The organism is Streptosporangium sp. NPDC050855, assembly GCF_044456585.1.
Lineage (GTDB): Bacteria > Actinomycetota > Actinomycetes > Streptosporangiales > Streptosporangiaceae > Streptosporangium > Streptosporangium longisporum.
Genome location: NZ_JBITFY010000011.1, coordinates 106,305 through 124,422, shown reverse-complemented (window position 1 = coordinate 124,422; position 18,118 = coordinate 106,305). Strand labels below are relative to the sequence as shown.

Annotated in this window: 14 protein-coding genes; 8 read left to right on the top strand and 6 right to left on the bottom strand. The window is 71.3% G+C overall.

Annotated elements, in window-relative coordinates; translation table 11 throughout:
* The first annotated feature begins 126 nt into the window (after positions 1-126).
* Positions 127-555 (top strand): ATP-binding protein, encoded by a 429-nt coding sequence (locus ACIBCT_RS22605; protein ID WP_399191494.1) that lies wholly within the window; start codon positions 127-129, stop codon positions 553-555.
* Positions 556-672: 117 nt separating this feature from the next.
* Here ACIBCT_RS22605 and ACIBCT_RS22600 read toward each other — a convergent pair whose 3' ends face one another.
* The 3 genes from ACIBCT_RS22600 to ACIBCT_RS22590 all read right to left on the bottom strand — a co-directional run bounded on the left by ACIBCT_RS22600 (position 673) and on the right by ACIBCT_RS22590 (position 2,134).
* Positions 673-1,089, bottom strand: coding sequence for an SgcJ/EcaC family oxidoreductase (locus tag ACIBCT_RS22600; protein WP_399191492.1), 417 nt, complete (start codon positions 1,087-1,089; stop codon positions 673-675).
* A 270-nt stretch (positions 1,090-1,359) separates the two neighbouring features.
* The gene (locus tag ACIBCT_RS22595) at positions 1,360-1,650 is read right to left on the bottom strand and encodes a hypothetical protein (RefSeq protein WP_399191491.1); all 291 of its coding nucleotides are present in this window, start codon (positions 1,648-1,650) and stop codon (positions 1,360-1,362) included.
* A gap of 31 nt (positions 1,651-1,681) precedes the next feature.
* On the bottom strand, positions 1,682-2,134 hold the full coding sequence (locus tag ACIBCT_RS22590) for a carboxymuconolactone decarboxylase family protein (RefSeq protein ID WP_399191489.1): 453 nt from the start codon (positions 2,132-2,134) through the stop codon (positions 1,682-1,684).
* Between the two features lie 95 nt (positions 2,135-2,229).
* Between ACIBCT_RS22590 and ACIBCT_RS22585 the strand changes: the two genes are divergently transcribed.
* From ACIBCT_RS22585 to ACIBCT_RS22560, 6 genes are all read left to right on the top strand, one after another.
* The gene (locus tag ACIBCT_RS22585; RefSeq protein ID WP_399191487.1) at positions 2,230-5,070 is read left to right on the top strand and encodes a BTAD domain-containing putative transcriptional regulator; all 2,841 of its coding nucleotides are present in this window, start codon (positions 2,230-2,232) and stop codon (positions 5,068-5,070) included.
* Positions 5,071-5,154: 84 nt separating this feature from the next.
* Complete coding sequence (locus ACIBCT_RS22580) at positions 5,155-5,355, top strand: hypothetical protein (protein ID WP_399191485.1); 201 nt, start codon at positions 5,155-5,157, stop codon at positions 5,353-5,355.
* A gap of 72 nt (positions 5,356-5,427) precedes the next feature.
* Positions 5,428-8,274: a class IV lanthionine synthetase LanL gene (gene lanL / locus ACIBCT_RS22575; protein WP_399191483.1), complete on the top strand. Its 2,847-nt coding sequence runs from the start codon at positions 5,428-5,430 to the stop codon at positions 8,272-8,274.
* A 77-nt stretch (positions 8,275-8,351) separates the two neighbouring features.
* Complete coding sequence (locus tag ACIBCT_RS22570; protein ID WP_399191481.1) at positions 8,352-8,474, top strand: ALQxL family class IV lanthipeptide; 123 nt, start codon at positions 8,352-8,354, stop codon at positions 8,472-8,474.
* A gap of 183 nt (positions 8,475-8,657) precedes the next feature.
* Positions 8,658-10,448, top strand: a complete 1,791-nt coding sequence (locus ACIBCT_RS22565; protein ID WP_399191479.1) for an alpha/beta hydrolase family protein — start codon at positions 8,658-8,660, stop codon at positions 10,446-10,448.
* A gap of 284 nt (positions 10,449-10,732) precedes the next feature.
* Positions 10,733-11,773: a radical SAM protein gene (locus ACIBCT_RS22560; RefSeq protein WP_399191477.1), complete on the top strand. Its 1,041-nt coding sequence runs from the start codon at positions 10,733-10,735 to the stop codon at positions 11,771-11,773.
* A 254-nt stretch (positions 11,774-12,027) separates the two neighbouring features.
* On the opposite strand, the gene ACIBCT_RS22555 is transcribed toward ACIBCT_RS22560, so the two are convergent.
* Positions 12,028-12,663, bottom strand: a complete 636-nt coding sequence (locus ACIBCT_RS22555) for a TetR family transcriptional regulator (protein WP_399191475.1) — start codon at positions 12,661-12,663, stop codon at positions 12,028-12,030.
* A 128-nt stretch (positions 12,664-12,791) separates the two neighbouring features.
* On the opposite strand from ACIBCT_RS22555, the gene ACIBCT_RS22550 reads away from it, so the two are divergent.
* Positions 12,792-13,727, top strand: coding sequence for an SDR family oxidoreductase (locus ACIBCT_RS22550; protein ID WP_399191473.1), 936 nt, complete (start codon positions 12,792-12,794; stop codon positions 13,725-13,727).
* A 257-nt stretch (positions 13,728-13,984) separates the two neighbouring features.
* Here ACIBCT_RS22550 and ACIBCT_RS22545 read toward each other — a convergent pair whose 3' ends face one another.
* Both ACIBCT_RS22545 and ACIBCT_RS22540 read right to left on the bottom strand, forming a co-directional pair.
* Complete coding sequence (locus ACIBCT_RS22545) at positions 13,985-15,166, bottom strand: ThuA domain-containing protein (RefSeq protein WP_399191471.1); 1,182 nt, start codon at positions 15,164-15,166, stop codon at positions 13,985-13,987.
* Entirely contained in the window at positions 15,159-18,068 is a 2,910-nt protein-coding gene (locus tag ACIBCT_RS22540) for a PQQ-dependent sugar dehydrogenase (protein ID WP_399191468.1), read from the bottom strand. Before ACIBCT_RS22540 ends, ACIBCT_RS22545 begins: the two co-directional genes overlap by 8 nt.
* Between the last annotated feature and the right edge of the window lie 50 nt (positions 18,069-18,118).

The following is an 18,118-nucleotide window of genomic DNA, read 5'->3' as shown; positions in this document are numbered from 1 at the left end:
GCAGGCGGCGGCGAGGCCGGGTGGCTATTCTTGTGTCGTCCATCGTCACAATGACCTGGTTCTGACAGGCGCGTCGGTCAGCCTTCCGGTGAGGTCACAGACGGCGTTCATCGGGAGGAACGAGGCGTGCACACCCAGCAGCGTTACCGCTGGCCCATCAGCAATGACCTGAGCGGTTTACGCCGACACCTGTACCACCACACCGACCGGGCCGGGCTGGTCGGGACACGGCGTGTCGACCTGGTACTGGCGGCCAACGAGGCCGTCATCAACGTGCTCGAACACGGTGACGCGACGGGTACCGTGATCATCCAGTACGACGCCCAGGTGCTGACCGTTGACATCATCGACGCCGCGGGACGCCTGCGGGCCGAGCACGCTCCTGGCGAGTGCCCGGGGCCAGGTGCGACCCGCGGGCTCGGACTGTGGCTGATGGGGTATCTGTGCGATGAGTTCACCATCGACCAGGTCGACGCAGGCTCCCGCGTCCGGCTTCGGATGTACCTCCATTCCACCGGTCCTCTGCCTCGGCCTGGTGACCGTCGCCGATTCTGAGCGACGGGGCGTCCTGAGTTTCGAGTCGCCGATTCTGAGCGACGGGGCGTCCTGAGTTTCGAGAGGCCGAGCGGTGGTGAACCGGGGTCGTCGGAGGCGTGTCGTCGTGGAGTGTGGTCAGTCGTCGCCGAGCACGCTGGTGTTCTGGCAGGCGGTCAGGCGCCACTGCCCGTCCTCTTTCGCCATGACGAACAGGGGGGTGCCCACCTCCTGTGTCCCGTCGGGGTTCCGGTAGACCTGGTGCACCTTCACGGCGGCGACGTCGGGGCGGATGAACAGTATGTGTTCCACTTCGAAGGTGACCGTCGTGCCCTGCATGGCGCCGGGAAGCACCCGGTGGGTGAACGTCGAGATCGCGTCGCGGCCGAAGAGGCGCTTGCCGCCGCCGGTCGTCCAGATCGCGTCAGTCCGGAACAGGGCGACGAACTCGTCGGGGAGTTCGTTGTTCTGGGAGTGCTCGACAACGGCCACCACCTTCTTGATGGCTTCGATGTCGGTCTGGTTCGTCCGGTCGGCGGTGTTCGTTGTGCTCATGGCATGGACGGTAGGACCTTGAGTTGACTTGAGGTCAAGGGTGCCGATCGTACGGTCGCGCACTCCGCCTGGATCGCCGTGAGCAGCGCGTCGGCCGGCCTTGGCGGTGGCGGGGGCTCGTGGTGCACTCCCTCCGGGTTTCCGGGGCTCCGGACGCCCGCTCCCGGAGGGGGTGCGTCCGGAGCCCTCGACGGCGCCGGACCGTGCAGATCTCGGCGATCGGCGGCCTCGGCGATCTCGTGTCCCCGGCCGGCCCGGAGGCTCCGGATCTCAGCGCTCGTCGACGACCCGGCCGTTCAGAGCGGTGCCGTCCCTGGTGAGGGCCATGGTCAGCGGCGCCTCCGGGAAGGTGGGCAGGGCGTCGAACGCGGCACCCATCTGCCCGGCGGTCTCCCAGTGCCAGGTGTCGGTGTAGGTGCCGTCCTCGAGCCGGATCAGCACGGCGCGGGTGAGGCCGGGGTGCCCCTCCCGTACGGTCGCGATCAGCGAGCTCCGGCGGGCCAGGAACTCCTCCAGGTCGGCGTCGGTGACGGAGTAGCGGTGTGAGCGGACGGCGGACATGCCGGTGTCTCCTTTGCGTGGGGTTCGACGATCACCAGGTGCCGGCGATCTGCCGGATCGGGGCGTTCAGGCGGTTGAAGAGGTTGGTGACGGCGGTCATCAGCAGGATCGAGGCGAGCTGCCGCTCGTCGAAGTGGTCGGCGGCGTTGTTCCAGACCTCGTCGGGGACGGCGTCGGCGCGGTCGGCCAGCCGGGTCGCGGCCTCGGCGAGCTCCAGCGCGGCCCGCTCGGTGTCGGTGTAGTACGGGGCTTCGCGCCAGGCGACGACCAGGCCGATGCGCTCCTCGCTCTCGCCGAGCTTGCGCAGGCTCTTCAGGCCGGCGTCGACGCAGAAGGCGCACCCGTTGATCTGGCTGACCCGCAGGTGGATCATCTCCATGAGCTCCTCGGGGAGTCCTTGCGACCGGGCGGCCCCGATCAGCGCCTGGATCGGCTGTATCGCGGCGGGGATGATCGTGGCGGGGTTCTTCATCCGGGCTTCCATGGTGTTTCCTTCGTCTCGGTTCGTGTGAGATCAGATTGGCCGCCCGGATTGATACATTCGCTATGCGCCCGCGATGTGACGGTGATGGGGGAACGATGCTGCGCCTCACCCTTCTCGGTCCGGTCCAGGTGATCGTCGACGGCGCGCCCCTGACCGGCATCGCCCCCCGTCACCGGGCCGTTCTGGCCTATCTTCTGCTGAACGCGGGCCGGGTGGTCGGCATCGAGCGGCTGATCGAGGCGATGTGGGGCCATGACCGGCCCGAGACCGCCCGGTCGCAGATCCATGCCTCGATCACCGCGATCCGCAAGGTGCTGCGCGCCGCGGGGGCCGCGGAGCTTCTCGAGACCCGTGCGGGCGGTTACGTCGCGCGGCCCGGGGCCGGGCAGCTGGACGCGCGGGAGTTCACCGAGCTGGTGGCCGCCGGTGAGCTGCGGGCGGCCCTGGATCTGTGGAGCGGTGAGGCGCTGGAGGACGTGCAGGCGTATTACGTCGGTGGCGCCCGGGAGCTGTGGAAGGACCGGCGGCTGTCGGCGTACGAGCGCCTGGTGGAGGCGGAGCTCGCCGCGGGGCGGCACGAGGAGCTGCTCGACCGGCTCGCCGCCCAGGTGGCGGCCGCCCCGCTTCGTGAGAGGCTCAACGGTCACCTCGTCCTGGCCCTGCACCGGGCGGGGCGGCAGGCCGACGCCCTGGCGGCGGCGCGTTCCTACCGTGCGGTTCTCGCGGACGAGCAGGGTCTCGACCCCGGGCGGGCCTTCATCGAGCTGGAACGGGCGGTCCTGGTGGACGATCCGGCGTTGCGTCCGGTCGGCGCGGCACCGGTGGTTCCGGATCCACCGCGCCGTTCCACCTTCCTGCCGTACGACATTCCCGATTTCTCCGGACGGGCCGCCGAGCTGGAACGGCTCATGGGCGAGGGCCGCGGGGCGGCGGTCGTCGCGATCGACGGCATGGCGGGGGTGGGTAAGACCACGCTCGCCGTCCACGCGGCTCACCGGCTGGCCTCCCGCTACCCGGACGGCCGGCTCTTCATCGACCTGCGGGCCCACACCGCGGGGCGCGAGCCGATCGACGCCGCCGCCGCGCTGGAGGCCCTGCTGCGCCAGCTGGGGGTGCCCGCCGACCGCATCCCGGTCCCACCGGTCGAGCGGGGCGCCCTCTGGCGCGCCGAGCTGGCCGGTCGCCGTGTGCTGGTCGTGCTCGACAACGCCCTCGACGCCGGGCACGTACGTCCCCTGCTGCCGGGACACTCCGACACCCTGATGCTGATCACCAGCAGGCGGCGGCTCGTCGCCCTGGACGGCGCGCACGCGCTCTCGGTGGACCCGCCGGGTGAGGAGGACGCCGCCGGGCTGTTCGAGCGGATCGTGGGTGAACGGGCACGTCGCGAGCCCGACGCCGTACGCGAGGTGCTGCGGCTGTGCGGGCACCTTCCGCTCGCCATCCGGATCTCGGCCGCCCGCCTCCAGCACCGGCCGCGCTGGAGCGTGGCCTATCTGGCGGGCCGGTTGCGGGACCATCGCCGGCTCCTGGACGGGGTGTCGGCGGCCTTCGCGCTGTCCTACGAGCATCTGTGCGAGGCCGAGCGGCGCATGTTCCGCCTGCTCGGGCTGGTGCCCGGCCGCGACATCGACACCGGTGGTGCCGCCGCGCTGGCGGGCGTCTGTGAGGAGGAGGCGGAGGAGCTCCTCGAGGGGCTCCTCGACGCCCACATGCTCCTGCAGCTCGAACCGGGGCGGTACACCTTTCACGACCTGCTGCGTGAGCACGCCCGTTCGATCGCCGAGGACGACGGCGCCGTCATGCGGCTGCTCGCCTACTACCTGCACCGCTCCCGGGCGGCGATGGACCGGCTCTTTCCCGACAGTGTCGGCCAGCGGGAGGGCATTCCCCGGCCGGTCGCCCCGATCGCGCCCGTCCGTGACGCCGCGGAGGCGAGCGCCTGGCTCGACGCCGAGCGTTCCAACATCATCGCGACCGCGGTTCACGGGCCCGAGATCTGCCTGGGCCTCCTGGCCCTGGCGATGCGTCCCTTCCTCGACCGGCAGGCGCACCACGACGACGCGCTCACGCTCCACTCCCTGGTGCTCCAGCGCAGCCGTATGCTCGGTGACCGCGAGGTCCAGGGGCGTGCACTTGCCGACCTGGCGTGGACCTACTGGCGGGTCGGTGAGTACGAGCGGGCGGAGGAACACGCCCACCAGGCCCTCGACGTGTGCGAGGAGGCCTCGGAACGGGCCCGGGCACTGCTCACGCTGGGCAATGTGGCTCTGCGTCGGCGGCGGGACGCGCAGGCGAGGCGGTACCTCGGGCAGGCACTCGATCTGACCCGGATCGGCGCCGACACCTGGGGTGAGGCGCAGGTGCTCGGCATCCTCGCCCTCGTCCTGGATCGGGACGGCCGTCCGGAGGAGGCCCGGCGTCATCTCGATCTGGCCCTGGCGCTCCATCGTAAGGTCGGCAACCCGGCGGGGGAGGCGGTGACCCTCGACCATCTCGGTGTCGTCCTGCGGCACCAGGGGGAGCTCGCTCAGGCGCGTGCCCGCCACGAGCAGGCCGCGGCCCTCTACCGCAGGCTCGGCAACGTCACCGACGAGGCGGTGGCGCTGAACGGGCTGGCCGAGGCGGCGGACGATCCGGTCCGGGCGGCCGAGGAGCACGAGGCCGCGCTCGCGCTCGCCGACCTGGCGCGCAACCGGCCGGAGCGGGCCCGTGCCCATGCCGGGCTGGCGCGCGCCCACCTCGCGCTCGGCCGTGCGGAGCGGGCGTGTGAGCACGGGCGGCTGGCCCTCGGCCTCTACGGGGAGCTCGGCGTTCCGGAGGCCGAGGAGGTCCGCGCCTTCCTGGAGCACGCCGGACGGTCCGCGGGGCGGGACCGGGCGGCCTCGCCCCGCCGTCATGACGCGGACGGGCCGGACACCTCACCGAGGTCGTGATCCACCCGGCGGGACGCGAGGACGATCGCGAGGCCTGAACGTCGAGGTTCTCGCCGTCCCCGCCGTCCGGTCCGGGCCTCACCGGTGCTGCCCGGTGTCGTTCCCGACCTGCCCGCCGCCCGTCCCGTCGGCTTCGTCGGTGTTTCGACCAGAGCCGCGATCGTGCGGGCGATCCTCATCCTGGAGGCCGTGGAAATCACTGGCTGCTCGGGGTGGAAAGTGCTCAGTGTGCAAAATGCCGCAGACCCGGCCGTGAATGGCCGATTACAACTGGTGCTCCAGTAGTTCGTCACGCCACCGCGGCTTTCTTTTCCGGCCTGCGCGGCCTGATCACGACCAGCCTCGAAGGGAGCCGTCATGCGCGTCCACGCTGCCGCTCAGCTCGTCGGCGCCCCTGGCCGCCGGCGGGACGCCGACGAGAGCGAGCCGTGGCAGGAGAGATCGAATCGGTCGGATCGTTGTCTCGTCACCGACGGAAGAAAAAGCATGACCACACCACGTGCACAGAGCATGGCAGTCGAAGACACGCTTTTGGAGGATTGCGTACGTGCCATTGTCGGCCGCCACGAGGCCGTCGACTGGCGGGTGGAGCCGGGCGATTTCTGGTGCAGTGTGCGCCCCGGTCGGCAGCCGAGACGGCGGGCCGTGCAGGGATGGAAGCTGCACCTGTCGGCGACGGTCCTGTCCGCTCCTCACGTACTGGCCCGGGCCGCCGACGTGCTGGTCCGGCACGGATGCGAATTCAAGTTCGCGCACACCCTCGGCGTCGTGCGGCAGCTGACGTCGGCGCGCTACGACCGAGGTGGCGGCGGCAAGTTCATCACGGCGTACCCGCAGGGCGACGAGGAGCGGCTGCGCCTGCTGGCCGAGGAGCTGCACGAGTCGACGGCGGGGCTGCCGGGCCCGGGAATCCTGTCGGATCGGCGTTACCGTGAGGGCAGCCTGGTGCACTACCGGTTCGGCGTGTTCCACGGGCTGCCGATGCTCGGCAACGACGGGTCGTACGAGGCGATGCTGGTAGACCCCGGGGGCGAGCCGGTTCTCGACCAGCGCAAGGCATGGTTCACCCCGCCGGCCTGGGCGCCACGCGATCCCTTCCGGTCCGCGCCGGCCGGCGCCACCGGCCAGGCCGCCGCACCCGCGGCGGTCCTGCTGGACGGACGGTACGCGGTCAGTGTCGCGGTCAGGCACGCCTTCAGGGGCGGTGTCTACCGGGCCACGGATCAGGTGACCGGCGAGCAGGTGATCGTCAAGCAGGCCAGAGCCCATGTGAACGGCGACCTGACCGGGAGGGACGCCCGTGACGCGCTCAGGCATGAGGCGTCCTTGCTGGAGAGGCTGGGCACGTCGACGGTGACGCCTCGCCTGGTCGGTCTGTTCGACCAGCAGGGGGACCTGTTCCTGGTGCAGGAGGCGGTCGCCGGTGTCACCCTGCGGGAGTCGGTGTGGACGCGGCTGCGGTTCGCCGACGACGCCGCCTGGGGGCCTCCGGCCGGCGAGACGGCCCGGCTGGCCTCGCGGCTGATCGACCTGCTGGAGGCGGTGCACGGGCGCGGGCTGGTCTTTCAGGACTTCACTCCCGACAATGTGATGGTCACGCCCGAAGGCGACCTGCGCCTGATCGACGTGGAGCTCGCCGCCCGCCCCGGTGAGACCACGGTGCGGGCGTTCACTCCCGGCTACGGCGCTCCCGAGCAGTTGGCGGTGTCTGGTCGGGGCCCCGCCCCCGACCAGAGGGTCGACCTGTACGGCCTGGGTGCGACGCTGTTCTACCTGGCCAGCGGGGTCGATCCGTTGCTCGCGCCCGAGCGGCCGCAGGCGCGTACGACGCACGAGCGCCTGCGGGCCTGGCTGGCGCACATGTCGGTCGGCAATCCGGTCGTGCGTCGCCTGGCGGCCGTCATCCTCGGGCTCATGGACGAGGATCCCGGGCGGCGTCCCGGCCTGGCGGCCGTACGCGACCTCCTGAAGGAAGCCCCTGCCGTTTCGCGTGGTGTCTCTGCCGAACCCGAGCAGATCGGTGACGCGGCCGTCGATGGGCTGATCGCCGACGGGATCGATCATCTGATCGCGACCATGGAGCCGGAGAACGAGGCACGACTGTGGCCGGCGACGCCCATGGACCGGTCGACCGATCCGCTCAACGTGCAGCACGGTGCCGCCGGGGTGCTGGGGGTGCTCACCCGTGCCTACGAGGTCCGGCCGAGCGCGGCGCTGGGAGAGGCCGTCGCCGTCGCGGCGAACTGGATCCGCCGTGCCGTGCCGTGTGAGCCCCGCCTGCTGCCCGGTCTGCAGTTCGGCCGGTCGGGCACGGCATGGGCGCTGCTGGAAGCGGGCCGGCTGCTCGACGACCGGGGGCTGGTCGACGTCGCGGCCGATCTCGCGCTGCGCGTGCCCCTTTCCTGGCCCAACCCCGACGTCTGTCACGGCACCGCGGGGGCCGGTCTCACCCAGCTGCGATTCTGGGAGAGGACCGGGAACGAGGAGTTCCTCGCCCGGACGCGGACGGCGGCCGACGCTCTGCTGGCGGCGGCCGAACGTCGAGACGGCCAGATCCTGTGGCCGGTCCCGCAGGATTTCAACTCTTCCCTGGCCGGTGTCGTCCACTACGGCTTCGCCCATGGGGTGGCGGGGGTCGGAGCCTTCCTGCTCGCCGCCGGACGGGCACTCGGCGACGGTTCCTACGTCGACCTGGCGGGGGAGGCGGCCGACACGCTCGTGTCGGCCGCGCGGCTGAAGGACGGCGCCGCCTACTGGGGTGCCGGGCCCGGCGACGAAACCCTGCACACGCGTTGGTGCAGCGGATCAAGCGGGGTGGGAGCCTTCCTGCTCCAGATGTGGCGCCAGACCGGTGACGAACGCCTCTGCCCGCTGCTCGATCAGGCCGCCACCGCGATCCGCCGGTCCCGATGGTCCACGATGCTCGGCCAGTGCTGTGGCCTGGCCGGCGGCGGTGAGTTCTTGATCGACATGGCCGACGCCACCGGAAGCCCGCGCTGTCGCCGATGGGCGTGGGAGCTCGTCCGGGCCGCCTGTCTGCGGCGTTTTCACCGAGACGGCCGCCAGCTGATTCCCGATGCGTCCGGCACCGACAGCTTCGCGTACTTCGGTAATGGCCTGTCTGGGATCCTGGCCTTCCTCATCCGGCTGCGGCACGGTGGCCCGCGGCCATGGCTGCCCGAGGCGTTCGCCCCGGGGGCGTGAACACCGGTTTTCCCTTGGACCACCGTGCACGCTTCCGCGGCACGGAGAGAGCCTCAGCATGGAGGGAGGTGATTCTTGTGGAGATCGACATCATGGCGCTGGACACGCTGCCCGCCGAAGACCCCGCGGTCGTGGGACTTTACCCGTGCTTCGCGACGTGTCTCATCATTACCTGCGAATACCAGGGCTCGACGATCTAGTCGAGACCGTCGTTTCCCTGATTCCCGTTCGATCGTCCGACGGGTCTCAGATGAATGACACGTGCCGGCCTCTCCCGAGGCTCTGCCCGGGAGGGGCCGGCATCTCACCGGGCCGCCTGGATGGAATGGGACGGCGTTTGCCCGGCGGGTTCGTCCGTTGACGAAAACCGGATGGAGGGGATCGTGGTGAATGTGGCGCCGGGCGACCCGGTTCGTCGAGTCGGCCTCCGATTTTCCGCGCGGGGGGAACACGCCGCCTGCCTGGCCGTCGACGGGGACGGCCGGACCGCCATCGAGGCGTGGTCGTTCGAGCGGGGGCACGCGGACGTCCGGCGGATCGGCACGGCGGCCGCCGTCGTGGTACCGGCACAGGTGATTCCGGCGGAGGACGGAAGGATCGTCCTGCTACGGCCTGGATCCGGCACCCATGAGGTGACCGTCATGACCCCGTCCGGTTCCGGCGGCCATGTCGAGCATCGGGTGGCCACCGTGCGAGCCGAGGGGTTGCGCGCCTTTGCGAGCCCCGATCCCGCCGTGCCGGCCATGCTGGTGTCCTGCACGGACGGCCGCACGGTCATCCAGCGGCTCACCGACGAGGGCCTCGAACCGGTCGCGGGCCTACCGGGGATGATCACGAAGGAGTGCCGTCTCACGCCCGACGGCCGTCGGCTCGCGGCCAATCACATCGTGGACGGCGAACGCCGAGCCGTCGTACTGGATCTGACGAACGACGCCGTGACACCGTTCGCCCACGACGCAGGCGCGGTCCTGCTGTCGTCCCCCGCGACGGGGGAGGTGCTGGTCGCGGTCGACACCCCGGACGGCGTGAAGCTGGGCTGGCTCACCCCCGGTGACGCGCATGCTCACCTGCCGGGCGAGCTGAACGACATCGAGGGGGTCGTGCTGCCGTTGGCCGTCGACCCGGGCGGGGACCGGCTCGCGCTGAAGGTCACCGACGGGGCGCGTTCCCGCCTGCTGATCCACGAGCGGCGCGCCGGCAAGGTGCGCGAGCAGCCGATTCCGCCAGGGGTGATCGGGTTCGCGAGCGCCTGGACCGAGGGCGCGCTGCGCTTCGGCCACTCCGCCCCCGCGCATCCTTGCGGAGTGCTCGCCGTCGACCCGTCCGGCACCGGCGCGGAGTGGGTGGAGGGACACGACACGCCGGACACCCCGCCCTGGTGCGATGCCCGGCTCGAGCGCTTCGACGGGCCCGCCGCGCCGATGGAGGCCGTCGTCTACGGTCCGGACTGGCGGCGGACCGAACATGTGCTCGTCGCGTTGCACGGCGGCCCCGAAGCCGCCTGGGACCTGAGCTTCGACCCCACCCTCCAGCGTTTCGCCCAGGCGGGAATCAGTGTGATCGCGCCCAACCAGCGCGGGAGCACCGGTTACGGGGCCGCGCATCGAGCCGCCATCGTGGATCGGTGGGGCGGCCCCGATCTGGCCGACATCCGCCACCTCCTCGCCGTCGTCGACACGGCGCGCCACCACCCGCGGCAGTCGGCGCCCATGCTGTTCGGCGCGTCGTACGGCGCGTTCCTGGCCCTGCTGGCAGCCGCCGCGGACCCACCGATGTGGTCGAGGTGCGTGGCGGTCGGCCCCTTCCTGTCCGGCCCCCGGCTGTACGCCGACGGCTCGCCCGCGGTGCGGTCGCTCCTCGAGCGGCTGGGCGGTCGTACCGACCTCGGCGACGACCTCGGCCCACGAGACCTGCTCCGCCTGTGCCCCCGGATCCAGGCGCCCCTGATGGTCGTCCACGGCGAGCAGGACGACGTCGTCCCCGTGGAGCACTCGCGCGCCCTGGCCAGGAGGCTGGCGGCGGACCGCAGGTTCGTCTACCGGGAGGTAGCGGGCGGGGGGCACTACCCGTTGAGCGGCCGGGGCGGCAGGGCGCTGCTCGACGAGGTCGTGGACTTCCTGCTCGGCCCCGTGAGGGACGACCTCGCGCTCGCCACGCGGGCAGCCTCGGCATGACCCGGCATGACCCGGCATGACCCGGCATGAGGACGATCCTTGTCGGCCTTCACCCGCCGCCCCGGCACCACCCTCGTCGTCGCCCACCGGAGCGGCCCGGCGCGCCGGGCGGACGCATCCCGCTGTTCGACGGCACGCACGAGGATCGGCACCCACGGCGAACCGGTGAGGAACTCCCGCTCCACGCCGGCCCGGCCGGTCATCGGGAAACCCGCGGGGGCAGGGCGCCTCGGCAGCACGCACACCCGGCGATCACAACGACCGCAGTTCGAAGGAGACACGAAATGACACGTCACGAGGGGCCGGACGAGGTGATCTGGGACATCACCTACGCATGCCCGCTCCGGTGCGTTCACTGCTATTCGGAGTCGGGCAGGCGGCCCGCACGACGACTGAGCGAGGGCGGCATGCTGCGCGTCGCCGAGGCCATCGCCGTCATGCGGCCGCAAGGGGTCGCGATCGCCGGAGGTGAGCCGCTGCTGATCCCGAACCTGATCCAGGTCATCGAACGCATGGCCGGCGCCGGCCTGAAAGTCGCCGTCTACACCAGCGGCTGGCTGATGGATCACGACACCGCCCGGAAGCTGGCCGACGTCTGCGACAAGGTCGTGGTCAGCGTGGACGGTGCGACCCCCGAGGTGCACGACCGCATTCGCGGCAGGCGAGGCTCGTTCTCCCGCGCGATGCGGGCGCTGACGATTCTCGACGAGGTCAGCGCGGAGCGGAGGTCCGGCGGGCGACCGCCCCTCGACTTCGGCATCGACTGCATCCTGCTGCAGAGCAATTTCCAGCACATGGAGCTGTTCTGCGAGGCCGTCGCGTCCCGGTTCGGCCATCTTCGGTTCATCGCCTTCGGGGCGGCCGTACCGGGGGGATTGGCAAGCCGCCCGCGATTCGACGAGCACGAGCTGCTCACCGAGGAACAGATCGACCGGCTGAACGACCCGGACCACGCCCGGCGGCTGCGAGCCCTCGCACCTGCCTCGGTGATGGTGGGCACGACCGACAACCGTATCCTGCAGATGCACCCCGAACTGATCGCCCGCGGCATCGTCTTCAATGTCCTGCAGATCGAGCCGGACGGAGAGGTGCGGGCGATGCCCATCTACGAGGGAACGGTGGGAAACATCCTCGCCGATCCCCCCGACGTGCTGTGGAAGCGCGCGAAGGCGCGATGGAGCGACCCCTTCGTCACGAACGCCTTGGGCCCGGTCAAGACCATGAAGCAGTGGGCCGAGGCGGCACGCCTCATCGACCGGCGCTTCGGCTCCACCGTCGTCCGCGAACGAATCGGCCGCCGCCCCGAATTCCCCCTGCCGAGCTAGCGGCTGCGCCCTCGCGCAGTGCCGCGAGGGCCATCTCGCCGGTGTCGAACATGGTCAGGACATGGTCAGGACGTGGTCAGGACGATGATCCGCGCCGACGTCCCTGGCTCGCGCAGCCTGCGGGTGGCGGCCGGCCCGTCCGTCCGGGGCATCCCCGGTCGGCCGCGCCCGTCCAGGCGGTGCCCGCGATCAAGCCGCCGGCTCCGGGCAAGGACCCCGCGGCGCGCCGAACTCCCTGCGACAGACCGCCGTCATCACCGGCGTCGAACCGGACCACCGCACTCGGCGGTGCGGCTGCCGGACCCCGCCCTTTTGCCGGTCACCGCCTTGAGGCCTGCGAACGACTCTCCGATGAAGTGGGACAGGTCCTTCTTCCCGGTCTCCCCGGCCTTCCCGTCCTGCTCGGTCCAGCGCCGGAAAGCGACCTTGAAGACGGCGATGCCCGTCTCCGCGACGAGGCTCGCGGAGACGTCGTCCACCCCCCGCCGCCGCAACGCTTCGGCGAGTGCGTCCGACAGGGAGGCGAGTTTGATCAGCTCGCGTTCCTGCAGCTCGGGGGTGGCGGCGATGACGGCCTGGCGTCGGCGGACCTGCTCCTGGCGTTCCTGCATCGGGACCGCGGCGGCCCGGAAGGCCGCCTCCACCACCTCTATCAGAGGGGTGGGCTCGGGAGCCCGTACGGCCGCGTCCTCGAGAAGCTCCCGCAGCGCGCTCGAACCCGCGAACAGCACTTCGCGCTTGTCGGTGTAGTGGCGGAAGAACGTCCGTTCCGTCAGCCCCGCCCGTTCGGCGATGTCCGCCACCGAGGTCCGTTCGAAGCCGCGCTCGAGGTAGAGCTCCAGCGCCGCCTGTTCGAGTCGGCCGCGTGCGTTCGGCTCCCATCGCCCCATGTCCGGCATCGTACCCGATGACAGCGACTGACATCAGGTGCTACCGTGCGATGACAGTAACTGACATCACTTGATCGTCCCCGTACCGTCGGTACGGGGACGATCACCCCTCGACCGGAGGCTCACTCATGCGCGTTCTCGTCACCGGGGCATCGGGATGGATCGGCTCCGTCCTCACTCCCGAACTCATCGACGCGGGTCACCAGGTCGTCGGGCTTGCCCGCTCCGGCAGCTCGGCCGCCGCCCTCGCCAGGGCCGGGGCCGAGGTGGTCCGCGGCACGCTCGACGACCTCGGCATCCTGCGCGACGCCGCCGCCGCGTCGGACGGCGTGGTCCACCTCGCGTTCGACCACGACATCGCCTTCCGGGGAGACTTCCAGAGTGCCGCCGACGTCGACCGCCGCGCCGTCGAGACATTGGGGGAGTCGCTCGCCGGCTCCACCCGGCCGTTCGTGCTCGCCTCCGGGCTGCTCGGGCTCACCCCGGGCCGTGTGAGCACCGAAGAGGACGGGCGAACGTTCGACCCGCCGCCCGCACACGTGGCCGACGGCCCGGAGACCCGCAGGGGCACCGCACGCCTGACCCTCGGCCTCGCCGACCGGAACATCCGCTCCTGTGTCGTGCGGCTCCCGCCGACCGTGCACGGGGAGGGAGACCATGGGTTCGTGGCGGCCCTGGTCGGCATCGCCCGCGACAAGGGCGTCTCCGGCTATATCGGCGACGGTTCCCAACGCTGGCCGACCGTGCACCGGATCGACGCCGCGCACCTTTTCCGGCTCGCCCTGGAGGGCGCACCGGCCGGATCGGTCCTGCACGCGGTCGCCGGCCAGGGCGTGCCGATCCGCTCGATCGCCGAGATCATCGGCCGTCGTCTCGACCTGCCGAGCCGCTCCGTCTGCGCCGCCGACGCCGCCGGGCACTTCGGCTGGCTGGCGTCGGTCCTCGCCGTCGACAGCCCCGCCTCCAGCGAATCGACCCGCGAGCTGCTGGGATGGCACCCGACCCGGCCCGGCCTGATCGAGGACCTGGAGGAGGGCCACTACTTCCGGCCCGCGCAGCCGTAGCCGGCCCGGTGAACGGGGCCGACCCGCCGGGTGAGCCATGGGTGGCGGCGTGCAGCACACCGGTCGGCACTCGCGGCACTCGCGGCACACAGCCACTCTGCCGTGGAAAGTCGTGCGCCGGCAGCCTCGAACCCCGGGCCGCGCCCGCGCGGCGACCGCCGGGAAACGCCGGGAATCCCGGCCCGGCGCACCGGACCGGGATTCTCGTCACCGGAAACCTCGAAACCTCCGGGGCCCGCTGTCGCGGCCCCGGCGGTCTATCTGCCGTAGACCTCCAGTTCCCACAGGGAGTAGCCGTACGGGGTCGCGCGCTGGGTGCCGTACACCCGCACGTATCTGGCACCGGTCGCGGTGAAGGTCACGTCGTCCACGCCGCCGTCACCGGCGGTCGTGGCGTGCGCCTGCGTCCAGGTCGTTCCGTCGGCCGAGGTCTCGATCCGGTACGCCCTGCCGTAGGCCGCCTCCCATTGCAGCTTCACCCGGCTGACCTGCCGGGCGGACCCCAGGTCCACCGAGATCCACTGCGGGTCGGAGAACGCCGACGACCAGCGCGTGCCGCCGTTGCCGTCCACCGCGTTGTTCCCGACGAACGCCCCGTTCTCCGTGGAGGAGGTCGTGACCGGACGCCCGGACGACAGCAGCACGACCCCCGGGCTCGGCGTGGGGGTGGGCGTCGGGGTCGGGGTGGTCCCGCACTCGCCCGGGACGACCCCGGCCGCGTAGCGGAGCCCGCCGTACAGGTGCGCGCGGAAGTTCGGCTCGGTGTAGGACGCGCTGGTGTGGCCGAGACCGGTGTACCAGGACCGTCCGCCCTGGTAGGCCTTGCACCAGGAGATCGGGTGGTCGGCCCCCATCGACCCGCCGGAGTAGGTCGACTCGTCCAGCGTGGCGAGCACGTGGGCGGTGGAACGGGGGTTGGTGCGGTAGTTGTACAGCTCGTCGGTGCGCACCCAGGTCGCCGGGAGGTGGGCCGTCGAGGGGTGCGTGCGGTCCTCCACCCGTACGGTCGCCTGCTGGATGGCGGGGTGGGAGGCGAAGTAGGCGCCGACGAGGCCGCCGTAGAAGGGCCAGTCGTACTCGGTGTCGGCGGCGGCGTGGACGCCCACGTATCCGCCCCCGCCCGTGATGTAGGACTCGAACGCCGTCTGCTGTGTGGCGTTGAGCACGTCGCCGGTGGTCAGCAGGAAGACGACCGCCCGGTACTGGGCGAGGTTGGCGGTGGTGAAGGCGCCGGCGTCCTCGGTGGCGTCGACGGTGAAGCCGTTCTCGGTCGCCAGCCCGCGCAACGCGGTGATGCCCGCGGGGATGGCGTCGTGCCGGAACCCGGCCGTCTTGGAGAAGACCAGCACCTTGTACGCCGGATCGGCCGCCAGGGCCGGAGCACCCAGCCCGATCATGGCGACGAACAACGCGGTGACGACCGCGATGACATTACGCACCGTAGACCTCCATCTCCCACAGGGAGTAGCCGTACGCGGTCGCGCGCTGGGTGCCGTACACCCGCACGTATCTGGCACTGGTCGCGGTGAAGGTCGCCTCGTCCACGCCGCCGTCACCGGCGGTCGTGGCGTGCGCCTGCGTCCAGATCGTTCCGTCGGTCGAGGTCTCGATCCGGTACGCCCTGCCGTACGCGGCCTCCCATTGCAGCTTCACCCGGCTGACCTGCCTGGCGGACCCCAGGTCCACCGAGATCCACTGCGGGTCGGAGAAGGCCGACGACCAGCGGGTGCCGAGGTTGCCGTCCACCGCGTTGGAGCCCGCGGAGGCGGCGTTCTCGGTCGAGGACACGGTGACCGGGCGCCCTGCCGACAGCAGCGTGCCCGTGGGCGGGCCCCCGGTGGTCAGGGTGAAGTCGTCCACGTCGAACAACGCCCCCGTCCCCCCGGCGAAGACCAGGAAGAGCCTGGTGGTCCCGGCCGGGGCGTTCGTCAGGGTGGTGGAGACGTCGACGAACGTCTCCCACCCGCCGGTCGGCGCCACGGTGGCGGTGCCCAGCAGGGTCCCGGTGGCCGAACCCGCCCTGACCTGGATCGTCCCGCCGACCCCGCCGGAGGAGACCCTGGCGGTGAGCCTGGTGACGCCGCTCAGGACGTAGGGGTCGAAGGAGATCCAGTCGCCGTTCTCGATGCTGCCGACGGTCTTGGCTCCGTGCGCGGCCGGCTTGTCGTACTGGGCGACGCCCTGGGAGGTGGTGTAGTGCTCGGCCTGCCGGTTCTTCGGCTGGGTGACGTGCTGGGCGTGGGTGGTGAGCCCGCCCGCGTCGGTGTACTCGGCGTCCCAGACCCCGAACAGGTTGGCGGCCCCGTCGTGCTCGCCGTTACCGGGCGTCTGGATCGTGCCCGAGCAACCGTTGGCGCCGGCGAGCGGGTGGCCGTGGGTGTCGTGACCGAGGATGTAGGTCATCTTCACCTTCGCGCAGTCGATCGTCGTGTCCTCCGCGTCGGTGACCGTGATCCGGTACGGCACGGCGTCGCCGAAACCGAACACCTGCCCGTTGAGCGGGAGGTCGATCCTCACGACGGGCGCGGTGTTGCCGACGTTGATCTCGACGTTGGCCGTCGCGGTGTTGCCGGCGCCGTCCCTGACGGTCAGCGTGACGATCCGCCTGCCGTCGGTGGTGTAGGTGTGGGTGGGATTGGCCGCGGTGGAGGTGCCGCCGTCGCCGAACGCCCAGGAGTAGGTGAGCGCGTCACCGTCCGGGTCGGAGCTGCCCGCCGAGGAGAACGCCACGGTCAGCGGCGCCTTCCCGGAGACCTTGTCCGCGCTGGCCTTGGCGATGGGCGCGCGCCCGCCGGTCCCGATGTGCTCGATGCGGTACAGCGCCGAGTCCTGGTTGCCGTTGAACCAGCCGGTGCCGTAGTCGAGCACGTACAGCGCGCCGTCGGGGCCGAACGCCATGTCCATCACCAGCTTGCCCGACCAGGGGAAGGGCTGGATGGTGCCCCGGGTGCCGTTCGCGTTGACCTCGATGTCCTTGATCCACTGACGCTGGAGCTCACCGGCGAGGAAGTGCCCGTCGAGCGACTGCGGGAACTTGACCGGCGAGTTCAGCGCGGCGGAGTAGCGGTAGACGACGCCGCCCATCGGCGACTCCGCGCCGCAGCCGAACTCCGGCAGGCTGCAGCCGTCGTAGGTGATCCAGGCGGGCTTGGCCGCGGGCAGCTTGACCAGGCCGGTGTTCTTGCGCGAGGTGTTCTCCGGGCCGCCCGCGCAGTCGTACTTCGCGCCGATCGTCGCGGTGTCGTAGTTGTAACGGGCGTAGGTCTCGGCCGGGGTGTTGTTGCCGGTGCAGTACGGCCAGCCGAAGAAGCCCGGCCCGGTGATCCGGTTGAACTCGACCTGGCCGCCGGGCCCGCGGGGACCGGCGGTGCCGGCGTCGGGGCCGTAGTCGCCGAGGTAGACGACGCCGGTGGCCTTGTCGACGCTCATGCGGAACGGGTTGCGGAAGCCCATCGCGTAGATCTCCGGGCGGGTGTTCGCGGTTCCCGGCGCGAACATGTTCCCGGCCGGGATCGAGTACGACCCGTCGGCGTTGACCTTGATGCGGAGCACCTTGCCGCGCAGGTCGTTGGTGTTGGCGGCGCCGCGCTGGGCGTCGAGCGCGGGGTTGCGGTTCGGCCTGTCGTCCAGGGGGGCGTAGCCGTCGTTGAACCCGGGCTCGCTGTCGTCGCCGGTGGTCAGGTAGAGGTTGCCCGCGGCGTCGAAGTCGATGTCACCGCCGACGTGGCAGCAGGCGCCACGGCTGGCCCTGACCTCCAGCACGCTCTTCTCGCTCGCGAGGTCGAGCGTGCCGTCGGTGTTCAGCCTGAAACGCGAGAGCCGGTTGACGCCGTCGAACCGCGCGAACTCCGCCGCGGTGCCGTCGGGCGGGGAACCGTGCGGCGGCGTGGACAGCGGCGGCGCGTAGTAGAGGTAGACGAACCGGTTCGTGGCGAAGCCGGGGTCGACGCCGACGCCCTGCATGCCCTCCTCGTCGTTGAAGTAGACGGAGAGCTTGCCCGACACCTTGGTGTTCCCGGCGGCGTCGGTGATCCGGACCGTGCCGTCACGGGCGGTGTGCAGGACGGAGCGGTCGGGCAGCACCGCCATCGTCATGGGCTCTCCCACCTCGGCGACCCCCTTGGCCAGCGTGACCTGCTGGAACTTGGTGGGGTCGACGGGCGGGGCGGCGACACTCGCCGAAGCGGCGGCCGGCGCCGCGGCGGCGGTCGTGGTGTCGGTCGCGATCACGGCGGTGGCGATCGCGGCGGGCGTCGTCGCGGTGGCCGGGAGCGGGTACAGGAGCGCGGACAGGGTGAGGAGAGCGGTCAGGGGGGGTAACCATCGGCGGAGCGAGGCCATGGGCGAGACTCCAGGTCTCTGTGGGGGGTGGACCGGTGGTCAGGGTCTCG

Bases quoted from the DNA above. Each gene is read 5' to 3' on its own strand.
- ACIBCT_RS22555 (WP_399191475.1), bottom strand. From the start codon at position 12,663: ATGGGGCGATGGGAGCCGAACGCACGCGGCCGACTCGAACAGGCGGCG.
- ACIBCT_RS22590 (WP_399191489.1), bottom strand. From the start codon at position 2,134: ATGGAAGCCCGGATGAAGAACCCCGCCACGATCATCCCCGCCGCGATA.
- ACIBCT_RS22540 (WP_399191468.1), bottom strand. From the start codon at position 18,068: ATGGCCTCGCTCCGCCGATGGTTACCCCCCCTGACCGCTCTCCTCACC.
- ACIBCT_RS22550 (WP_399191473.1), top strand. From the start codon at position 12,792: ATGCGCGTTCTCGTCACCGGGGCATCGGGATGGATCGGCTCCGTCCTC.
- ACIBCT_RS22600 (WP_399191492.1), bottom strand. From the start codon at position 1,089: ATGAGCACAACGAACACCGCCGACCGGACGAACCAGACCGACATCGAA.
- ACIBCT_RS22560 (WP_399191477.1), top strand. From the start codon at position 10,733: ATGACACGTCACGAGGGGCCGGACGAGGTGATCTGGGACATCACCTAC.
- ACIBCT_RS22595 (WP_399191491.1), bottom strand. From the start codon at position 1,650: ATGTCCGCCGTCCGCTCACACCGCTACTCCGTCACCGACGCCGACCTG.
- lanL (WP_399191483.1), top strand. From the start codon at position 5,428: ATGCGCGTCCACGCTGCCGCTCAGCTCGTCGGCGCCCCTGGCCGCCGG.
- ACIBCT_RS22585 (WP_399191487.1), top strand. From the start codon at position 2,230: ATGCTGCGCCTCACCCTTCTCGGTCCGGTCCAGGTGATCGTCGACGGC.